This is a genomic window from Novosphingopyxis sp. YJ-S2-01 (assembly GCF_016093175.1).
Lineage (GTDB): Bacteria > Pseudomonadota > Alphaproteobacteria > Sphingomonadales > Sphingomonadaceae > Novosphingopyxis > Novosphingopyxis iocasae.
Map to the genome: position 1 here is coordinate 1 of NZ_JAEDAI010000009.1, position 525 is coordinate 525.

The 525-nt window shown below is 60.8% G+C and carries 1 protein-coding gene; it reads left to right on the plus strand.

Going from position 1 to position 525, the window contains the following annotated elements; genetic code table 11:
* Positions 1–70 precede the first annotated feature (70 nt).
* Positions 71–525: hypothetical protein (locus tag I6A82_RS14400; protein WP_198095664.1), on the plus strand; the 455-nt coding region annotated here is incomplete at its 3' end.

A 525-nucleotide genomic window follows, 5' to 3' on the forward strand; every position in this document is an offset into this window, starting at 1 on the left:
GGTGCCCGCGGTGGTCTTGCACACCTCCCCCGAACCTATTCGGATTCTGGCGTCGTACGTCTTGTTTCCCATGTTCAATCCAGAAGGGGAGATCAGGCCCATGCATGGCGTGGGTTGGACGCTGCTTCATGAAATGATGTTCTCTTACATCTTCACGATCGGCATGATACTGCGTGTGTCCCCTTTCATTTTCAGCACCGTGGTGTTTGTGAGCATGTATGCACTGGGGTTCGTATGCCCGCCGCAGGCCGCATGGGCTTTTGTCTGCATCAGCGAGTTGAATTTGCTGTTCGTCGCGGGGATGGTTTTATCCGCGCTGTACCAGGCCCACAGGGCGCCGCCGCTTGCCGTGGGGGTGCCGCTGCTGTTGATCGGCGGTGCGGGGCTGCTCGGTTGGGAGCCCTTTGGCATACCTTTCACGCTCGTGCGGGAGCACAACGTTGGCGCTGTGATGGTCGCGGCGGGCGCCCTGTCCTGGCAGATGACGGCTTGGCCTGGCCTGCGTCGTCGCCTCGTCGCATTGGG